This is a genomic window from Jannaschia faecimaris, assembly GCF_900107415.1.
Taxonomy (GTDB): domain Bacteria; phylum Pseudomonadota; class Alphaproteobacteria; order Rhodobacterales; family Rhodobacteraceae; genus Jannaschia; species Jannaschia faecimaris.
In genome coordinates, this window is record NZ_FNPX01000015.1 from 1 (window position 1) to 18,072 (window position 18,072).

16 protein-coding genes, 1 tRNA gene and 2 pseudogenes are annotated in these 18,072 nt (G+C 61.0%); 10 read left to right on the top strand and 9 right to left on the bottom strand.

Translation table 11 applies throughout. The features are described 5' to 3' along the window. Window positions 1-85: 85 nt before the first annotated feature. The 3 genes from BLV27_RS19805 to BLV27_RS14280 all read right to left on the bottom strand — a co-directional run bounded on the left by BLV27_RS19805 (window position 86) and on the right by BLV27_RS14280 (window position 1,944). The gene (locus BLV27_RS19805) at window positions 86-367 is read right to left on the bottom strand and encodes a tyrosine-type recombinase/integrase (RefSeq protein ID WP_244504679.1); all 282 of its coding nucleotides are present in this window, start codon (window positions 365-367) and stop codon (window positions 86-88) included. An 18-nt stretch (window positions 368-385) separates the two neighbouring features. Continuing rightward, a complete protein-coding gene (locus BLV27_RS14275; protein ID WP_244504686.1) occupies window positions 386-1,144 on the bottom strand; it encodes a tyrosine-type recombinase/integrase in 759 nt (252 codons plus the stop codon). 329 nt (window positions 1,145-1,473) lie between these two features. Further along, the gene (locus BLV27_RS14280) at window positions 1,474-1,944 is read right to left on the bottom strand and encodes a helix-turn-helix domain-containing protein (RefSeq protein WP_092647170.1); all 471 of its coding nucleotides are present in this window, start codon (window positions 1,942-1,944) and stop codon (window positions 1,474-1,476) included. A 111-nt stretch (window positions 1,945-2,055) separates the two neighbouring features. On the opposite strand from BLV27_RS14280, the gene BLV27_RS14285 reads away from it, so the two are divergent. The 4 genes from BLV27_RS14285 (at window position 2,056) to BLV27_RS14300 (ending at window position 6,805) form a co-directional block, all read left to right on the top strand. Next, window positions 2,056-3,561: an alginate export family protein gene (locus BLV27_RS14285; RefSeq protein WP_244504680.1), complete on the top strand. Its 1,506-nt coding sequence runs from the start codon at window positions 2,056-2,058 to the stop codon at window positions 3,559-3,561. A 28-nt stretch (window positions 3,562-3,589) separates the two neighbouring features. Continuing rightward, window positions 3,590-4,885 carry a serine hydrolase domain-containing protein gene (locus tag BLV27_RS14290; RefSeq protein WP_244504681.1) on the top strand — a complete coding sequence of 432 codons (1,296 nt, stop codon included), beginning with the start codon at window positions 3,590-3,592 and terminating at the stop codon, window positions 4,883-4,885. Between the two features lie 71 nt (window positions 4,886-4,956). Continuing rightward, a complete protein-coding gene (locus BLV27_RS14295; protein WP_244504682.1) occupies window positions 4,957-6,219 on the top strand; it encodes a mechanosensitive ion channel family protein in 1,263 nt (420 codons plus the stop codon). Between the two features lie 88 nt (window positions 6,220-6,307). Continuing rightward, complete coding sequence (locus BLV27_RS14300; RefSeq protein ID WP_092647176.1) at window positions 6,308-6,805, top strand: hypothetical protein; 498 nt, start codon at window positions 6,308-6,310, stop codon at window positions 6,803-6,805. Between the two features lie 11 nt (window positions 6,806-6,816). On the opposite strand, the pseudogene BLV27_RS19810 reads toward BLV27_RS14300, so the two are convergent. Beyond that, window positions 6,817-7,446 (bottom strand): annotated as a pseudogene (locus tag BLV27_RS19810) (alpha/beta hydrolase). After that, window positions 7,425-7,871 (bottom strand): hypothetical protein, encoded by a 447-nt coding sequence (locus BLV27_RS19815; RefSeq protein WP_244504683.1) that lies wholly within the window; start codon window positions 7,869-7,871, stop codon window positions 7,425-7,427. The pseudogene BLV27_RS19810 and the gene BLV27_RS19815 overlap by 22 nt, the downstream one beginning before the upstream one ends. A gap of 244 nt (window positions 7,872-8,115) precedes the next feature. Between BLV27_RS19815 and BLV27_RS14310 the strand changes: the two genes are divergently transcribed. Further along, window positions 8,116-9,792 carry an alpha/beta hydrolase gene (locus BLV27_RS14310; RefSeq protein ID WP_092647178.1) on the top strand — a complete coding sequence of 559 codons (1,677 nt, stop codon included), beginning with the start codon at window positions 8,116-8,118 and terminating at the stop codon, window positions 9,790-9,792. A 39-nt stretch (window positions 9,793-9,831) separates the two neighbouring features. On the opposite strand, the gene BLV27_RS14315 is transcribed toward BLV27_RS14310, so the two are convergent. From BLV27_RS14315 to BLV27_RS14335, 4 genes and pseudogenes are all read right to left on the bottom strand, one after another. After that, window positions 9,832-10,668, bottom strand: a complete 837-nt coding sequence (locus BLV27_RS14315) for an META domain-containing protein (protein WP_092647180.1) — start codon at window positions 10,666-10,668, stop codon at window positions 9,832-9,834. Window positions 10,669-10,755: 87 nt separating this feature from the next. After that, window positions 10,756-12,894, bottom strand: a pseudogene (locus BLV27_RS20135) (DUF3363 domain-containing protein). A 469-nt stretch (window positions 12,895-13,363) separates the two neighbouring features. Next, a protein-coding gene (locus BLV27_RS14330; protein WP_092647184.1) for an IS3 family transposase occupies window positions 13,364-14,451 on the bottom strand; the annotation gives its coding sequence in 2 pieces (ribosomal slippage) (window positions 13,364-14,190 and window positions 14,190-14,451; 1,089 coding nt in all). A 247-nt stretch (window positions 14,452-14,698) separates the two neighbouring features. Next, window positions 14,699-14,788 (bottom strand) — tRNA-Ser (locus BLV27_RS14335). Window positions 14,789-15,130: 342 nt separating this feature from the next. Between BLV27_RS14335 and BLV27_RS14340 the strand changes: the two genes are divergently transcribed. From BLV27_RS14340 to BLV27_RS14360, 5 genes are all read left to right on the top strand, one after another. Beyond that, window positions 15,131-15,904 (top strand): 50S ribosomal protein L21, encoded by a 774-nt coding sequence (locus tag BLV27_RS14340; protein ID WP_092647186.1) that lies wholly within the window; start codon window positions 15,131-15,133, stop codon window positions 15,902-15,904. 6 nt (window positions 15,905-15,910) lie between these two features. Then, window positions 15,911-16,180, top strand: a complete 270-nt coding sequence (rpmA, locus tag BLV27_RS14345) for a 50S ribosomal protein L27 (protein WP_092647188.1) — start codon at window positions 15,911-15,913, stop codon at window positions 16,178-16,180. Window positions 16,181-16,279: 99 nt separating this feature from the next. Next, window positions 16,280-16,858, top strand: a complete 579-nt coding sequence (locus BLV27_RS14350) for a GNAT family N-acetyltransferase (protein WP_244504684.1) — start codon at window positions 16,280-16,282, stop codon at window positions 16,856-16,858. Then, entirely contained in the window at window positions 16,855-17,457 is a 603-nt protein-coding gene (locus tag BLV27_RS14355) for a LysE family translocator (protein ID WP_092647192.1), read from the top strand. Before BLV27_RS14350 ends, BLV27_RS14355 begins: the two co-directional genes overlap by 4 nt. Next, complete coding sequence (locus BLV27_RS14360; protein ID WP_092647194.1) at window positions 17,454-18,020, top strand: GNAT family N-acetyltransferase; 567 nt, start codon at window positions 17,454-17,456, stop codon at window positions 18,018-18,020. The genes BLV27_RS14355 and BLV27_RS14360 overlap by 4 nt, the downstream gene beginning before the upstream one ends. Window positions 18,021-18,072 lie beyond the last annotated feature (52 nt).

The window sequence follows — 18,072 nt, forward strand, 5'->3', positions numbered from 1 at the left end:
CGCAAACATGTCAGAAACGGGATGCTGTCACCCGTCGACTTCGAAAACACACAGCGCAACGTGAACCAGGAAGGCGTCTAGGAAACTAGGGGCTATTCAGGCCGATGTGCGACAAGCTCATCTCCGCCAGCTCGCGCGGCGCGTTTGCGACCTCGCTGGCCCAGTCGCGGAAAGTGAAGCGGAAGCCGTGGACGGTAACGCCGTCCACTCCCACCCGGCGTAGAAGCATCGACATGGACATGTTGGAGAGGGGCGTATGGCGCTTCTGCCCTTCGAACACGACCTCCGACTGGAGCGCCTGCAACGGCTCGAGGATCTCCAGCATCGCGTCTGTCAGCGGAACACGATTATCGTCGCCCGTCTTCATCCGTGCCGCCGGGCAGGTCTACGTCCGGGTCTCGAAGCTCAGTTCTTCCCAGCGCATCCCCAAGACTTCGCCTGTTCGTGCCCCCGACAAACAGGTAAACATCAGTGCCTTGGCCGCCTTGGCATTGCGATCCTGAAGATTCGCAAAAAACGCGGGTACATCCTGCCAGTGCATCGCATTGTGGTGCTTCGCCTTCGCTTTCACCTTCGGCAAGAAATGATCGTCGCGGATCGCAGTCACCGGGTTCTCTCCGTCGCGGAAGCCTTTCGAACGCGCAACATCCAGAGCGGTCTTGATCCGTTGGGACAACCGCCGCGCGGTTTCATGCTTTTCCGTCCAGATCGGTGACAGGCACATCAGCACCTCGGGCTGACCGATGCTGTCGACCTGCATTCGCCCGACCTTGGGAAACGCGTAGTCTCGCAGTGTATTTATCCATTGCTGGCCGTGCTTGGCGTTCTTCCAGGTCTGCATTCTGTCAATGTGGACCTGCTGGGCGATTTCTTGAAAAGTTGGGACCTCGCGCGCGGAGTTGAAGCGCGGGTTCTGTCCTTGCTTGGCCATGCGGCGATATTCCAGTGCCCGGTCTCGGGCTTGCGGCAACGGTACGATGTCGGCACCGCCCAATCCAAAGTCGGTCCGAAGCGGCGCGCCCTTCGCGTTGATCTGACCCTTGACTGTCACGCGGACGATCCAGCGCCGCGCCCCGGACGGGTCAACGACCAGATAGAACCAGTTGCCGTCCCCATGCTGACCCGGACCGAGATTTTCGACCAGCTTCCGCGTTAGCTTGCCGCCTAACGTCGTCGTATTTCGTACCCCATTTCATACCGCACAGTGAACAGATACGAGGCATATCGAAACAAATCCAGATCGACTAAAAAATCCGGTATGAGCCATGTAAAAAGGAAAAAGGGCGGACTAGGAGATCCGGCACCACTGACGAAAAAGATAGGCTGGCGGAGAGACAGTCCGAAAGTCATTGCGAGTAAGCAGCTTAGATATATGAAATTAATAGATTTAGCCGGTTTTAGTGCTGCGTTTTGTGCAGCAAAATGTGCAGCAAACTGCATGTTCAACACCTCGACCTTACGGCTCTGATTTGGCTAAGAACTGTGGTCTCTTGTGGCGTCGAATACGGTCAGCAACGCCTCGAGATATGCAATTGAATCGTTGGTCGCGTCTTCGAGTTCCTCCGCTGCCGCTGGGGATACCGCAAGGCGTCCGTCTGCGTCCCGTGTAACCCAACCCTTGGTCTGCAACACGCTGACCTTTCGGCGGACGGTCTCCCGTGGGATCCCTGAATATTCGGAAACCGACTGGATGTTTATCGGATACTGACGATGTTCGTCACTGCCACCCTGCGTCATTTGTCGATAGGTCAGAAGCTCGGGTGTCCAGTTTTCGGGCCTGGTTCGGTCCCCGATCACGGCCAGCACGAGCAAGAGGTCGAGATCGCCATCGAACCGATCGCGTAGCTTTACGAGCAGTCGGGTGAAGCCGGCGAGATGAGTGGGCCAGATGGACTGAAAGTTGGCCCTGATGAATTCGCCCGGTTCTGTGTTCTTAGTCGGCATGTATGCCGCCTTCCCAATAAACCTCGCCCATTTTGGGTATGTATCCTATTGATCAACACCAAGCGCGAGTTAAGATAAATAAATTAGTGAATTTGGGGGTCGTCGCGCAACATGAACATTGACTGTGGCAAGCGGCATTTCGGTCCGCGACGAACCTCTGGCCGCAACCGCCACCTCATCAACACATGGAGCCAGGCATATAAGGCCTTCGCAGGCGCGTTGGTTGTCGCGTCCGCCGGCGCAGTCGCAGCGGAGGCGCAGGACAGCGACCCCATGCTGTTCTACGACCAGAATGGCTTGACCGTGCGCGGGCACTTGCAGTTCGGATTGAACGCCGTTGCCGAGCGCAATCTGTTTTGGGACCTAGCTGCGACGACCGCTCCTGGCAGCGGGTTCGACCCCGATACCAACTGGCTGGAAGGGTACATCAAGCCCGGCGTCAGTTTTGAGTATCAACTCGACACCGGCGCGGTTTTCTACGGCAAACTTTCCGCGGTGTCCTCCTACACCTGGGGTACGGACGCGTTCGACACGGGCGACACCGGAGCCACCACGCTCGAAGAGGCCTATCTCGCGATCCGGGGCGATCTGGGGACAGGCCTGTCGTATGACCTGTCGCTGGGGCCGCGTGAACTAACGCTCGGCACAGGCATGCTGATTGCGAACGGCGCTACCAGCGGGTTCGAGCGGGGTGCATTGAAGTTCGGCCCCCGCAAGGCATGGGAGATGGCTGTAATCGGGCGTCTTTCCTTCGGCAACGTGACCGGGACCGCATTCTATCTCGACCCGAACGAACTGCCCTCCACGGACGGGAACAACGAACTCGCCGGGTTCGATCTGCGGTTCGATGACCCCGCGGGCGGCTTTTTGGGCGCGACATTCGTGAACGTGCTGAATTCGGACTCGCCATATCCGCAAGCCGCCCCGGGCGGGGTCGGAGCTCCGAGCGTGACGCCCGGCGCGCGCGAGGACACGAAAACGCTCGGTCTTTACGCCAAGACCAGCCCGTTCAGCGGTGCTTTGGAGAACTGGACCTTTACCGGCGATTTCGCCTACCAGTGGAACGACAGGATCGACCTCGAAGCCTGGGCGGGTCGCGTGACGGCCGGATACACTTTCGCCAGCCTGCCCTGGTCGCCAAACCTGACCCTGGGATATCAGACCTTTTCCGGCGACGATCCGGACACGGCAAAGCTCGAGCGTTTCGATCCCCTCTACTATCAAGGCAGCCCAAGCGCCTGGGCCACCGGATCGAAATCCGCCTCGACCTTCATCAATTCCAACGTGAACGCCTTGACGCTCGCGCTTCGGGTTCAGCCGACGCGGCAAGACACGTGGACCCTGCGCTACGCGCATATCAGGGCAAACGAGTTGAACAGCCCTGTCCAATTCGGCCAGGCAACGCGGGTCGATGTGAATGGGAACGTGGTTTCGGGTGTCACGGACGCACACCTGGCCGACGATCTGTTCTTCGAATACAGCCGCATCATCAATCGCAATACGTTCCTGACGGCAGGTGTCTCGGTGTCCTTTCCCGGGGCCGGGCTCGACAACGTCGTCGGCGGGAGCGCAGACCCATGGACAGGAGGCTTCGTGAATGTCGTCGTCAACTTCTAAACTCATCGCAACGGTCGCGGGGGTTGTCATGTCACTCGGCGCAGCAACCGGCGCTGAGGCGCAATCGGTGCCTTTGTCGGCCGAAGAGTCCGACCCAAATGTCATGGGCTGGATGCAGGGGTTCCCGCCCCCCGAGGACAAGCTGATCACCCAGCCAGACAGCAATTATTTCAGCTTCCCCAAGTTGCGCTGGTCGGTCTGCCACTTGCGGGAATTTCTGCCCACCGAGGAGATCAGCAGCGGCCTCGGGGCGCCGACGCCGCTCAGCTACCCGTCACCTGCGGAGTTCGCCGACCTGCGGTCGGAAATAGATGCGCTGACGTTCATGCCGATGAACGGCACCGAGCCGATGACGTGGGAGCGGTCGCTCTACGAGAACTACACCGACGGCATGCTGATCCTGCACCGCGGTGAGGTCGTCTACGAACGCTATTTCGGCTGCCTCGAAGAAGACGGCAAGCACGCCATCATGTCGATGACCAAGTCGATCACCGGGCTGCTGGGCGAGATCCTCGTGGCCGAGGGCGTTTTGGACGACACCCTTCTCGTGCGCGACGTGATCCCCGAGATCGGCGACAGTGCCTTTGCCACCGCAACGGTGCGTGAGGTCATGGATATGACTACGGGTGTCCAGTATTCCGAGGATTACTCGAATCCGAACGCCGACATCTGGCTATATTCCGCCGCCGCAAGCCCACTGCCGAAGCCCGAGGGCTACGACGGGCCAAACGGCTACTGGGAGTACCTCCAACAGGTGCCGCCCGATGGCGAGCATGGGGCGGAGTTCCATTACAAGACCATCAACTCAGACATGCTTGGCTGGATGATTTCGCGTGTCACCGGAAAGGCCGTGACCGATCTGGCCTCCGAGCGGCTCTGGAGCCGGATGGGTGCCGAGCAGGATGCCTACCAGACGGTCGACGGCAAGGGCGTGCCTTTCGCGGGTGGCGGCGTCACCGCGGGTTTGCGCGATCTTGGGCGGCTGGGGCAGCTCTTGCTGGATGGCGGTGTCGCGGCCGATGGCACGCGCCTGTTTCCTGCGGAGGTCGTCGAGACGATCGCGGCCGGTGGCGACCAGAGTAAGTTCGGTGGGTTCCCCACCATCCCGAACGGCAGCTACACCAGCCAGTTTTGGGTCTTCCACAACGACAACAGTGCCTATGCGGCGCGGGGTGTGCACGGCCAGACGATCTATGTAGACCCCACGGCAGAGATGGTGCTGGTCCGGCTGGCATCGTTCCCGCGGGCTCAGAACGGCTTCATCGACCCCACCTCGTTGCCCGCTTACCAGGCTGTCGCAGACTACCTGATGACACGCGACTGATGACAGGCACTGCAAGCGAAACACCACATAAGTCTGCTGCCTGGTATACGTCTGCTGCCTGGTGTTTCGTCATGGTCTTGTTCGTCCTATGTGGTTTCTCCGGCCCGGCGCTTTCCCAGGACGCCGGAGGCGGAGACACGGACGCCGCCATCCCGGTCGAGCTAGTTGCGCCCGGCATCTCGACCGACGAACTCGCCTACCGTCTTATCCCGCTGACCAAGAGCGAACTGGACCCGTTGTCGACCGCTTGGCTGGGAATCGTCCGCGACAAGACGGCAGAGATTTCCGAAAGCCAAGTTGCTCTGCTGAATGATCCGTCGCAAGCGACCGACGCATCCTATCAGGCACTTGCACGAATGGTCGAAGAACGTGCGGCGCTATTCGAGCGGTTCTCCATGGTCGTGGACGCGTTCGAAAGCAAAGGCGGAGACGAAGCGCTGGTTGCCGATCTGCGCGCTTATCGGGACTCCGTTATCTTCAACGAGACCATTCTTGCGAGTCCCAGAGCCATTGCGCTGGCCTTTCTGTCCTGGCTCACGAGGTCCGACGGCGGCGTGGCGATCGCAATGGACATTGGCGTGGTAATCCTGGCCTTTGTCGCCCTTCTGATCGTCTCGCGATCCGCGCGCGGGCTGGCGCGGCGCTGGATCGGACGTGTACCCAACATCTCCAAGCTACTTGAGGCATTTCTCGTGGCAGCCGTCTTCTGGCTGGTGATCGCCGTAGGTCTGCTGTTCGTCCTGGCGGCGCTGGGCGTCAACGTTACGCCTCTATTCGCGATGATCGGTGGTGCGTCCTTCATCCTTGCATTTGCCTTTCAGGATACGCTGGGCAACCTCGCAAGCGGGCTGATGATCATGATCAACCGGCCGTTTGATGAGGGAGACTACGTCCTCGTTGGGGGCGTAGGTGGTTCGGTTAAATCCGTTAGCATCGTCGCAACGACGGTCATCACGCCAGACAACCAGGTCATTGTCATCCCGAACAAGAACGTGTGGGGCAATGTCATCACCAATGTTACCGCCAGCGATACCCGGCGTGTCGATCTGGTCTTTGGCATCTCGTATGATGATTCGATCCCCGATGCGCTCCGCGTCATAGAGGAAACCGTCCGGTCACACCCTTTGGTTCTGCGCGATCCCGAACCGACCATTCGGGTCCATGAGTTGGCGGAGAGTTCTGTTAACTTCATCTGCCGTCCATGGACGAAAACCTCGGACTACTGGACAGTCTATTGGGATTTAACGCACCGCATGAAAGAGGCGCTGACAGAAGCGGGTCTCTCCATCCCATATCCACAGCGGGACGTACATATCAGGACCGGAGAGGTATGACCGATAGCGCTCGCAGAGGCAGTATCCCAAGCTTTAAAGACCATGCGAAACGTGCTCCGAAAGAGGATGGGCGAGTGGAGCGCGGAACATGAGCGACGGCACGGCTGACGGCTGGCAGAGCTTGGACAAGGCTGCTTTCGGCATCATCTACGGCTCGATCATGGTGCTGAGTATCTTGCTTGCACAGGGCGGCCACCCGGCACCGCCGCTGGAGACGGCCGTGGTCTTGTTCGGTTCGGTGCTGGCGATCACGCTCGCGAAGGCCTTTGCCGAGTTTCTGGGTCATGCGCTGGAGGCGCGGAAACGCATGACCCGGTACAGCTGGCGGGCGGCGTGGCACCACAGCACACCGACGCTGGCGGTTGCCAATGTGCCCACGGCGCTTTTTCTGGTGGCTTGGATGGGCTGGTTCGCGCCGCAGACCGCGCTTATTGTGTCGCAGGTGTTATGCGTGGCTCTGTTGGCCTTGCTCGGTGCGCGGGCGGGCTGGGTGCTGGATCACCGCGCCATCCCGGCAATCCTTGGTGCGCTTTTCGTCGGCGGCGTCGGTTTGCTTCTGTCGATTGTGAAATACGTCATCCACTGATCTAGACGTTCTCAATCGCTCTCTGGTGATCGGAGGTGCCACAGATTCGAGCCTTGCGCCACAAGGCCGGAACGCATCGAAGTCCGCCTGCCCTCGTTCAGAAGCTGGCGCAGGTCGTAGCCGACCGTGGGGCTGTAGATATGGTAAAGGTGCCCGGTAGGACCTTCACTCGGCAGGTCGCTCAGGTCGATCACCTCGACACTGGTGAATCCGGACACGTCGTTGCCGGCCTCGCGAAGCCTCGGATAGCCATGGAGTTGCGCAGAGAGCGCCAGCGGCCTGTCCCCGGTCGTCACGTAGACGGTCATGCTTTCCGCGACGGGCACAATACGGGGCAGGAAGCGCTCGAAGATCCCGAAATCCATGTCCGGCACCAGCAGAACGACATGGCCCAGCCGGATCTATGGATGCCGGTTCGCCACTTCGGCCAAGGCCAGCACGACACCGCGCGCGCCCAGGCTGTGCCCGATGACATCGACGGTCCCGGGCCCGAAGCGCCGTTCCAATTCAATGATGGTGTCTGCGATGTCGGGCAGGCTCCAGTAGAGATCGGCCTCGTCATGGGTGTAGTAGGCCGCAGCACCATCAGTTGGCCAACTAAACCACAAGAACCGTCCGATTAGGTTTGCATTCTGCTGCACAAGTGCCGCCCGGCGACACCCTTTTCGAAGCCGATGTAGCAGCCATGCACGTAGAGTGCCGAACCCCGCGCGCCGGCTGTTTCTTCGAGCCCATCCAGAAGCGCGGTCGGATTGATCTCCCGCACGCTTTCCACTCGGAGAAGCTCCTCGCGCAAGAAATTCGGCGCGACATCCGCCAGCGGCGCGAGAACGCCAAGATCAACTTCTCCGACATTGCAGACTCCTGCCTTCAGTTCGCTCCGCTCGCCGCCATAGAACTCTGCTGGTGCCTCGGAACCTGTCCTGTTGCGCAGCTTGAAATACGAAAACTCCAAGGTTTCAATCTCCGTCTGGGCCGCCGACCGCACGGGCGTCATGCAAACCGGAACGCTCGCCAAAAGGACCATGCCCGTGACCCGGGCAAACTGGAAAACGACGGATTTCATCATGAATTCATAGACGTAGCATGGCTGGCAGGTTGAGGATAATGTTATAATACTTAAGCGCTTTCGGGCCAGATGGCACGAGGACCAAAAAAATCTGTACGATCATTGTATCAATATGCCCGCGCCGCAGCGAGAAGACTAAGGGCCCGCGGCGACGCTTCCCGTTTAGCCCCGTGGTGCCTAGAAAGGACTCGCAAAGAAGGTCGACAGCAGGGCCTTTTGCATGCGCGGAAAAGGGGGACCAATGAGTAATCGGCGTTTGGCCAGACTGATCGGACCTCTGTCCGTGCCCTGCCTTCTCCTGGGCCTTCTTTTTTTCGCGGCATCTCTGACGCCCTCGCTCATTCCACGCGGGCCTGCCGTACAGGGGATTCTCGGGGGTCTGGTCATGGCGGTCGGCTACCTGATCGGCCGGATCGTCGCTCTGTTATGGAGCGCCGCGGATCTGCCACGCCTCTCGGGCAATCGCGCGCTCATCCTGACCGCTCTCATAGCTCTCCCGCTGGTCGCGTTCTTCCTCTGGGTTCTGGACTCGAGCCTGACGTGGCAGAACGATATCCGGCAGAAGATGGGCATGGAGGAAGCCGAGGCACTTGGCCTCGCAACAATCCTGCTCTTGGGTCTCGTCACATTCGCTTTCGCCTATGCCGTCGGTCGGCTGACCGCGGGGTTCTTTCGTCTGGTCCGCGGATGGCTCTATCGCGTGATGCCACCCCGACGCGCGAACGTGCTGGGCTTCGTCACTGTGGTCCTGATCCTCTTTGTGGTGACTCGGGACGGCATCCTGGACCGGGTGGTGACCGGGCTCGACGAAAGCTACGAGGCCGCGCAGCAGTTGTTCCAGAACGCCGCGCCCCCGCCCGACGATCCCCGGATGACCGGCAGTGCCGCGTCCCTGATCGATTGGGCGGCTATGGGGATATACGGACGCGAATTCATAACCAGCGGCCCCGATGCAGAGGATATCGCCGCCTTCACCGGCCGACCCGCTCTGGACCCGATCCGGGTCTATGTCGGGCGCGCCAATGGCGAAACCCCCGAGGAGCGCGCCGAGCTTGCTCTGGCCGAACTGATCCGCCAGGGGGCGTTCGATCGCAAGGTGCTGATCATCACCAGCCCCACGGGAACAGGCTGGATGGACCCCGGATCGCATGATCCGGTCGAATACATGCATGGCGGCGATATCGCGACGGTCGCGGCGCAGTATTCCTACCTGCAATCCCCACTTGCGTTGATACTCGAGACCAACACCGGGCTGCAGCAGGCGACCGCACTGCAGGATGTCGTGCACGGCTATTGGAAGACCCTGCCAGCGGATGCCCGACCGCGCCTCTACGTTCACGGACTCAGCCTCGGGGCATGGTCGTCGATGCACGCGACCAATCTCTTCCGTTTGCTCGACGATCCAATCGATGGCGCGTTCTGGGCCGGGCCGCCGTTCCCGTCGACCTTCTGGAACTACGTGCAGAACCAGCGCGCTCCCGGCTCACCCTGGGTGCTGCCGACAATCGGCGACGGATCGCTTGTGCGCTATGCCTCACATACCGCCGATGCGTCCGAGGCCCCGGCCGAGTGGGGCGGAATGCGGATCGTGTTCCTCCAGTATTCTAGTGATCCCGTGGTCTTCTACGAACCGCGGTCGCTGTGGCGGGCACCGCCTTGGATGAGGGACCCACCGGCCGAGGACATGTCGGAGCATTTCGTTTTCATGCCCGTCGTCACCCAGTTCCAATTGGCGCTCGACATGGCTTTGTCGTTCGGCGCGCCGCCCGGGCATGGCCATGCCTACTACGCTCGGGACTATCTAGGCCCCTGGATACAGATGACAGCGCCCGATGGGTGGTCGGCCGAAGACACTGCGCGGCTGAAGGCCCATTGCGACACCGGCTTCCAGAAGGGTTGTCTTAACGGCATGCGCTAGGCTCTGAGCTTTAACAAGGTCGGGGTCGGACGGCTCCAATCACTCCGGCGTCTCAACGAAATGTAAGATCGCATTCCCTTGCGCATCTGTCATGACCAAACCGGCTCCGTAGCGCACATACCCTTTGACCAACTTCAACGCGGCGATAAAGCGCCGCTCGAGCACCTCGACCTCATCGGGGCAGGCCATCATGGTCCCGGCAAGGTTCTCGGGAAAGGCAAGCCCGCCGACCGGGTGTTGCAACTGACCCCGAAACCGATTGCATCCGCCAAAAAGCGAGACACCTCCGTCAGCTTCAATCGTCATGGTTGCAGGATCGTCGGTAGCCCAGGGCGCGCCGAAGGTCTCCGTCACGGTCCACATCACACCCGAAATCGCGCCCGGTGCCATTTTCACGTCGTTATCGGGCAGCATCGTCAGGGTTAGCTCCACCGGAGCCGCGGCTTGCTCGAAACGTACTTCGATAGGTGCAGTGCTACGAAACATCTCCTGCCCATGCTGCGTGAAGATAGATGCAACGACCCCGTAGTCCGACCCGGAAGTCAGAACGGCGGGATCGTAGGACAGGGCGACGGTCAATGGCACGGTGGACATGGCATATCGCTGAGAGGAAATGGTCCTCGTCGCAATGCCGGTGCTTGAGAGATCGACCAGACGGACGTCGAGTTCAGCACCCGGTGGTAGTGCAATGCGTTCCCGGTAGGTGACGCTAACTTCTATCGAACCTGTGTCAGCCCTCGCAGTAGCGACTGCAGCACTGAAAGAAATGATCAGTGAGAGGAAAAGAAAAATGCTTCTCAAGTAGTTTCTCCTGGTCTTTGCCAACCGGCGCAACCGGTTGCGATGGCCAATGGCTCGCGGCAAGGTCAATTGCAATATTTCGCCATCTCCATTCTATCCTCAAGAAGCAACACGACCCAAAAGCTCTGATCAATTGTGGAACAGGGGTGTGTCGCGGATCAATCACAATCCCAACCCCCGCTTCCGCCCGAACGTCCAATCCACACCCCCACCTGGCAAACCAACTCCCGCAATCTGCCGGCCCATACGTCGTTCCAGTGCGTCGTTCCAAGGGACGAGGCTGAAACCCAATCCGTTGTCGGTCATGGCGAAGCGGCCGCTCGGGAGTTGGGTGCAGCCGACCAGTTCGCCGCCGAAGTGGCTGCCAGGCTTGACGGGTGTTCAGTCTCGACCGCGGTCCGTTGCCATGGTGCGGCCGACGCGGTCGATCTCGCGGGCTTCCAGGCGTTGGAGTAGGTCGCGCGGGGCGCGGGCACGGCCTTCACCGAGGTCTTGCGCGTCGCCGCGTTGGACGAGGACCTGCTTGCGACTTCCCATGGCAAGCTTCATTTCCAAGCCGAAGCCTGCCTCTCGCAGGTTCGGCGCGCCCTGTTTCATCAGCTCTTTGTCGAGCCAGGTTGCGACATCGTGGGCGACTTGCTTGTCCAGCCCAATGGGTGACAGGAGTTCCATCCGCGCGCCGGAGCCGTGCGATTTCCGGTCATGGGCAAGACTGCGCTCAGGCAGATCCTGCGGCACTTTCCAGTGGTCTTCGATCCAGCGCTCCACGACCCCGGCGCGGCGAAGGGCCTCGAGGCGGCGGACATGGGCGGCGACGAAGCGGTCCGGATCGGGGATGATCTTCTCCTCCCTGGCGATCCCGATGTGCCGGGACGGGTGGTAGGTGCCGTCACTGCCCGTCGCGGCGAGGATGTTCCGGTCTGCGGCGCGAGGTTCGGTTCGCGGCGGCACGGCGGCCACGATCATGCCGCAGCTTATGCCATCGCAGCGCTCGGCGGGCAGCTCGATCTGGTGCGCGCGCCCATCCGCGCCGTCGATGACCAACTGCACCCGGTCACCATTTCCGTCGCCCGCGAGGTCGCGCGCCAGCACCCGACCGGTGATCCGCTCCCGCAGCTTGTCGCGGTGAACCGCCAGTTGGGCGATACCACGCGCGTCGTTGAGGTTGTTGCCTTCCAACGCCCGGTGCATCGACTTGATGATGTCTTCGCGCTCGCCCAATGCGCGCAAGGTGCCTTCGGCACGGTCGGAGATGTGCCATTCGCCGGGCCGCACTTCCGTCGCCATGCCCATCTTCTCGAGCCGCCTGGCGCGGGCGATCAGCAGCGCACGGTTGCGCATCATGGTCGCCAGTGTGTCGTGATCCGGCCGCAGATCGGCGAACTCGTTGGCCGCCTCTTGTTCCGCAATCAGCATCCGGTCAAGCCGCGTGAAGCGGTCGGCTTGCACCTCGCGGCGCAGCTGGTCCGTTACCTCCAGCTCGGTCTGGCGGCCCAATTCCAGCGTCACGATCTCGCTCGCGCGTTCGCGGATTCCGTGCGCGATGTGGTCGCCCGCGATGTTCAGGATCTTCCCCTGGTCGGTCACACCACGGACAAGGATGTGGCTGTGCGGATGTCCGGTGTTGTAGTGATCCACGGCGATCCAATCGAGGCGCGTCTGCAGGTCGGCCTCCATCTGGGCCATGAGATCGCGCGTGGTCTGGCGCAGGTCGGAGAGATCGACGCCGTCTTCGGCAGACACGATGAAACGGAACTGGTGACGGTCGTCGCGGCCGCGGTCGAGGAAGTCTCGACCGTCCGCCGCATCCTCGGTCGCGGAATAGACCTGACCACGCTCGCTGTCGCGCGTGACACCGTCGCGCTCGAGGTAGCGCAGATGAGCGTCGATTGCCTTGGCACTGACGAAGGACCGCCCGCGGGCCGCTCCCCGCTGCGGGTTCAGCTTCACGATCCGCGCCTTCACGGTCACCCGCCGGGCACGCGTCCGGCTGCCATCCGGGCCGCGGGACCACGGATTCCGGCCCTTCAACTCGGCCACCACTTTCGCACCACGGCCGCGCGCATTGAACCGTCCACTCGCCTTTTCCGTTCCGGCCAGCTTGTTCGGATCACCGCCCGCGCGTCGCACGGCCTGGTGCACTTCGGCGAGGAAGCCCTGCGGCTTGCGACGCACCCTCGGCAGCCGCGGCTGGTGGTCCCGGGGCTTGCCGGGGCGAATGTGGAACTCGATCTCGTCGCGGGTCATGGGCTGACGATTGGGGGTCGTATCGGGACGTATCAAGGGCCGTCCGAGGGCCATCGCAGCGTGGCGTGCAAAGACAGGCCATGGCGCAGATTGCCCTCCGGTTGCGGCGTGGCGTGGCAGGGAAGAGTCTGGAATTCATTGAGGAAAGTGTCGGAACGTGCCGCACACTATCCGCGCACCGACCACGACAGAGCCAAAAAACCAATGTGCAGACAACAGCTTAGGGCCAGGGGCCCGGCCGGCGAGGAACTCGCTTTATCTTGCCATCCCCTCTGTCGTCTCCTGTGGCCCTCCCAAGTGAACGATCAAGGCACTTCCAGAACTCATTCGGGCATCCGCATCGGCGCTTTTCCCGACGAGGCGCGCCTCCCACGCCTCGATCATCTGGCTCCACGCGCGATCCGCCTTGCTGCGGGCCACGGTCTCGGAATCGGTATGAAGGCTGATCCAGACAGTTTCGCGCAGCTCGATCCCCCGGTGCCGCGGTAATCCCCCCATTCTTAATGGGGTCCAGCCGTAGAATTCAGGCGGCTGTCTTCAGTTTCATGGCAGGTGTTATGCCGCCGATGACCATGTTGGGTCGCTCGTTGTTGTAAGTCCAGAGCCATACCGTGGCCTGATCCTGTGCCTCCTCAATCGTTTCAAAGATGTATTGGCTGAGCCATTCGCCACGAACTGTGCGATTGTTGCGTTCGATATAGGCGTTCTGTTGGGGCTTTCCGGGTTGGATGTATTCCAGCCTAACGCCTTGTTTTTCAGCCCACTCCATGAGCTTTCCACTGACATATTCGGGTCCATTATCGATACGAATAGCCTTGGGCTTTCCACGCCATTCGATGATCTGGTTTAGGCTCCGCACCACGCGCTCGGCAGGCAATGAGAAGTCGATCTCGATGCAAAGGCCCTCGCGATTGAAGTCATCCAGGACGTTCAATGTCCGGATCGACCGGCCGTCAGAGAGCTGATCGGCCATAAAATCCATCGACCACGTCTCTTTGGGCCTGTCAGGCACAGCCAGCGGTTCTGGCTTGTCACGCTTCAGCCGTTTCTTGGGTTTGATCCGTAGATTCAGCTCCAGTTCGCAGTAGATCCGGTAGACGCGTTTGTGGTTCCAGCCATAGCCTTGCACATTGCGCAGATACAGAAAGCAAAGGCCAAAGCCCCAGCTGCGCTTGTTCGCTGTCAAACGTTCCAGCCAATCAGCGTTTTCCTCGTTCTCGTCGCTCAGCGTTGGCCTATAACGATAGCAGGTCTCACTGATCTGGAACGTGCGGCACGCCAGCGCGACACTGACACCACGCACCGCAACCACCTTCATGGCCATCTCTCGTCGATGAGACGGCCTCAAGACTTTTTTCCGAGGGCTTCCTTGAGCAACTCATTCTGCATGCTCATCTCCGCATACATCTTCTTGAGGCGGCGGTTCTGCTCGGCCATGTCCTTCATCTCTGCGATGAGCGACGCGTCCATACCGCCAAATTTGGCCCGCCATTTGTAAAAGCTGGCACTGCTCATCCCGTGCTCCCGGCACAGCTGAGAGACCGGCACACCGCCCTCTGCCTGCTTCAACACAGCCATGATCTGCGCATCGCTAAATCGTCCGTTCTTCATCGTAAATCTCCTCAGATATCTTGCCGAGAAAATTCCACTTTTGAACACCACTAATTTTAGGGGGGATTACCCCGCCGCGGGACGCGGCGGCGGAGGTGGTAGAGACGGCCTCGTTGCGCGACGCTGCATAGCGGAGAAATCCCCCATGTGTGCAGCAAATCAAGCGGACCGATAACCGCCGAAAGCGCGAAAACGCCGAATGAAACCCTGCTATCAGATGGTTATGGGATACCCATCTTGAGGAAAATGGCGGAGAGACAGGGATTCGAACCCTGGGTAGACGTTAATCCACAACGGTTTTCGAAACCGTCCCGTTCGACCACTCCGGCACCTCTCCGCACCAAGTGGTGGCGCGTCTGTATGCAACCCGCGCCGGGGTCGCAAGTCCATGCCGGAGCTTTTTGGTGAGAATGTGCGGACGGCGCTCTGCATCGGCCGTTTTTGCCGTTTCGGGCGGGGTGGAACAGTGGGTTTCGGCGGGTAGGGGGTGCGCTTGACAGGGGGCGTCGCCCGTGGGATAGGCCGCCGGTGATCGCTCGGGGTTCCCGCGGTCCGCTGATTTTTACGTATGCCTCATACGGGGCACGCTGTCCGAGGTGGCTGGCTTTCCACGGAATGCCAATCGCGAACGCCCCGAAAGGGGGACCACAGGACGCGAGAAACATGAAGGAGAGAACGGATGTTTGCCGTTCTGAAAACCGGTGGGAAGCAGTACCGGGTCGCCGAAGGCGACGTGCTTCGCGTCGAGCGACTGGCTGCCGAAGCTGGCGAAACGATTCAATTCAACGACGTTCTGATGCTCGGCGGTGACAAGGTCACTGTCGGTGCTCCGCTGGTCAATGGTGCCGCGGTTCAGGCCGATGTGATCGATCAGATCAAGGGCGAGAAGCTGATTCACTTCGTAAAGCGCCGTCGTAAGCACTCGTCGCAGCGCACCAAGGGCCACCGTCAGAAACTGACTCTGCTGCGGATTACGTCGATCCTTGCATCGGGTGGCGAAAAGTCCGGTGTGAAGGCCGCACAAGGTGCCGGTTCCATGACCGTCGCCGAGCGCGCGGCTGCAACACCCGCGTCGAACAAGCCGAAGCGTGCGGAAGCGCCCAAGCAGGTCGCCAAGCCGCAGAAGACGGCTTCCAAGCCTGCCGCGAAGAAGTCTGCTCCGAAAAAGGCCGCCGACACTGAGGTTGCCGCTGCCGAAGTCATAGGTGCCAAGCCTGCGAACCTCCTCACGGAAGCGCGCGACGGCAAGGCCGACGACCTTAAGAAGATCTCGGGCGTTGGTCCCAAGCTGGAGGGTGTTCTGAACGAGAACGGTGTCTTCCACTTTGACCAGATCGCCGCTTGGGGATCGGACGAAATCGCCTACATGGACGACCTTCTGTCGTTCAAGGGCAGGATCGAGCGTGACGGCTGGATTGATCAGTCGAAGCAATTCGCTGCAGAACAGGAGTAAGGACAAATGGCACACAAAAAAGCCGGTGGTTCCTCCCGCAACGGACGCGACTCTGCGGGGCGGCGTCTTGGCGTTAAACTATTCGGTGGTCAGAAGGCCATCGCGGGCAACATTATCGTGCGCCAGCGCGGCACCAAGTGGTGGCCGGGTGAGGGCGTCGGCCTGGGCAAGGATCACACGATCTTCGCCACGGTTGATGGTGCTGTCACCTTCCGCAAGGGGTTCAAGGGGCGCACATTCATCAGCGTTCTTCCCGTCGCCGAGGCCGCTGAGTAAGCCGAACCTTAAGGTTTAGAAATTAAGGGGATCGGCACCGCCGGTCCCTTTTTTCGTTTTCCAAGTCTTCCGTCGCACCTGCTATAAAGCGAGGCTCCGATGCCCCATTCTTCCCCGATTCCGGTCGGAACAGAGCCCCTGACGATGGCCGGTCCGCGGGTTCACCTGCGTGCGCCGACCGATCGCGATGCGGCGGCGCGGATGGAACTTGGCTACGACCCTACGATACTGCGTGCCTACGGTGTGCAGATGGCCGAAAAAGCGGCCTACACGCCGGAACGGGCCCAATCCTGGCTCAAGGAGCAGCGGGAGGCCTGTGCATGGATGATCACCGTCGCGGGGGAGCTTATCGGGACCGTCAGGCTGCATAGTCATGTCGTGGCCGACCGCCGCGCCCAGATCGCCATTGGTCTTCTGGACAGTGAGCGCTTGGGGCAGGGGCTGGGAACCGAGGCGTTACGCCTTGTCATCGATCACGGCTTCGATGGCCTGGGGCTGCACCGTCTGTCGCTTCGGGTGCTGGCCGACAATAATCGTGCGATCCGCTGCTACACCAAGCTCGGCTTCGTGGAGGAGGGGCGGGAGCGTCAATCAGCACGGGTACCGGGCGGTTGGCAGGACGACCTGATCATGGGCCTTCTGGCCGATGACTGGACCGCAGCGGGACAGGAGGGATGAGCGTCGCGGCCCTCAGCTTTGCGATCTTCGCCGCAAGCCAGGTTGGAACGCCCGGACCTGCGAACATGGCGCTGATGACGACGGGCGCGGCCCACGGGCTGCGCGCGGCCTTGCCTTTCGTCGCGGGTGTCGCACTCGGCAAGCAGCTTATCATCTGGCCCGCCGGATTCGGCCTCATGGAGCTTGCTGTCCGTTATCCTTGGGCGTTCGAAGCATTGAAGTGGGTTTCGGCGGGATACATAATCTGGTTGGCTTGGCGCGTGGCGAACATGCGGCTGGCCCTAAAGGGGCGGGCAAAGGCCCCCGGGTTTCTGGCCGGGCTGATCGTGCATCCGCTGAACCCCAAGGCCTGGGCCATGATCACTGGCGGGTTCACCGCCTTCACCGCGCCCGGCACGCCAGCGTTGCAGGCGACGGTGACAATTGCCGCGATCCTGTTGGCGACGCAGATCGTCTTGCATCCGCTTTATACTTGGGGCGGCAGCCTCCTCGCACAACACGTTTCGGGCACAGCAGCCGAACGTTACCTGATGTGGACGCTGGCCGCTCTTACAGTGGCCAGCGTCCTGTTCGTGCTGTTCGGAGGAGGAACGACATGACGCCACAACGCGCGCCCCATCGGCAGGACCAGGTGACGACGCAGCATCAGGCCATCCTGCGGTCGAAGCGGCTGTTTCTGCGTCCCTTGCGCCGCAGCGACATGGGCCTGATAGAGCTTTACGCTTCGGACAAGCGAGTGGCGCTGAATACGCCATCAATCCCGCACCCGCTGCCGCCCGGCGCGACCGACGCATTCGTAACCCGTGTGATGGCCGGTCAGGGTGAAGATATGGTTTGGGCCATGGACGCAAGCGATGCAGGTATGGACGAACTGGTTGGTGTCGTCAGCCTCAAACGTATGGATCGTGCGCAGTCGGAGGTCGGCTATTGGGTCGCTCCCTTCGTGTGGAACACCGGCCTCGCCTCCGAGGCGGTGAGCACCTTGCTCGATGCGAACCCATTGGCCGCGCGTCAGATATTCGGCTCCATCTTTCAGGATAATCCAGCATCGGCCCGCGTTCTGACGAATGCCGGATTCGACTATATCGGCGATGCTGAAACGTTCTGCGTCTCTCGGAACGCGGTTGTTCCGACCTGGACCTACATCCGCCAGATGGACTGAGAGCCTCTGTCCGACATCTGCTTGCTTGAGGCTCGCGCGAAAGGCGGTTATC